Origin of the sequence: Methylobacterium nigriterrae, assembly GCF_037106235.1 — a bacterium.
Taxonomy (GTDB): Bacteria; Pseudomonadota; Alphaproteobacteria; order Rhizobiales; family Beijerinckiaceae; genus Methylobacterium; species Methylobacterium nigriterrae.
On record NZ_JBAWTG010000679.1, the window covers coordinates 1 to 309 of the forward strand.

The window sequence follows — 309 nt, forward strand, 5'->3', positions numbered from 1 at the left end:
ACCGCTACGACCGCCAGCATGACGTAATCGAAACTAGTCACTGGATGGATGAATGTCCACGAAAAATTCAGTTGGCCGAAATGAGCCCGTTCTGATAGCCCAACGCCCGTAGGCGCGCCTGGGCCGCCTGAGCCGCCTCATGTGACCCGAACGGGCCGACTCGCAGACGATAAACCGTGCGGCCAGCCGACTGGCCCTTTTCCACGTACGCGTCCGTCACGCCAGACTGACGCAGGCTGTCCCGCCGGCTCTGTGCATCCTGGTCGGAGGTGTAAGCCGCCACCTGCAGGAAATAACGGCCCTGACCCG

1 protein-coding gene is annotated in these 309 nt (G+C 62.1%); it reads right to left on the bottom strand.

The genetic code is table 11. The features are described 5' to 3' along the window. Nucleotides 1–67: 67 nt before the first annotated feature. Nucleotides 68–309 (bottom strand): SPOR domain-containing protein (locus WDW90_RS38700; RefSeq protein ID WP_336492946.1); only part of this gene is annotated, 242 nt, incomplete at its 5' end.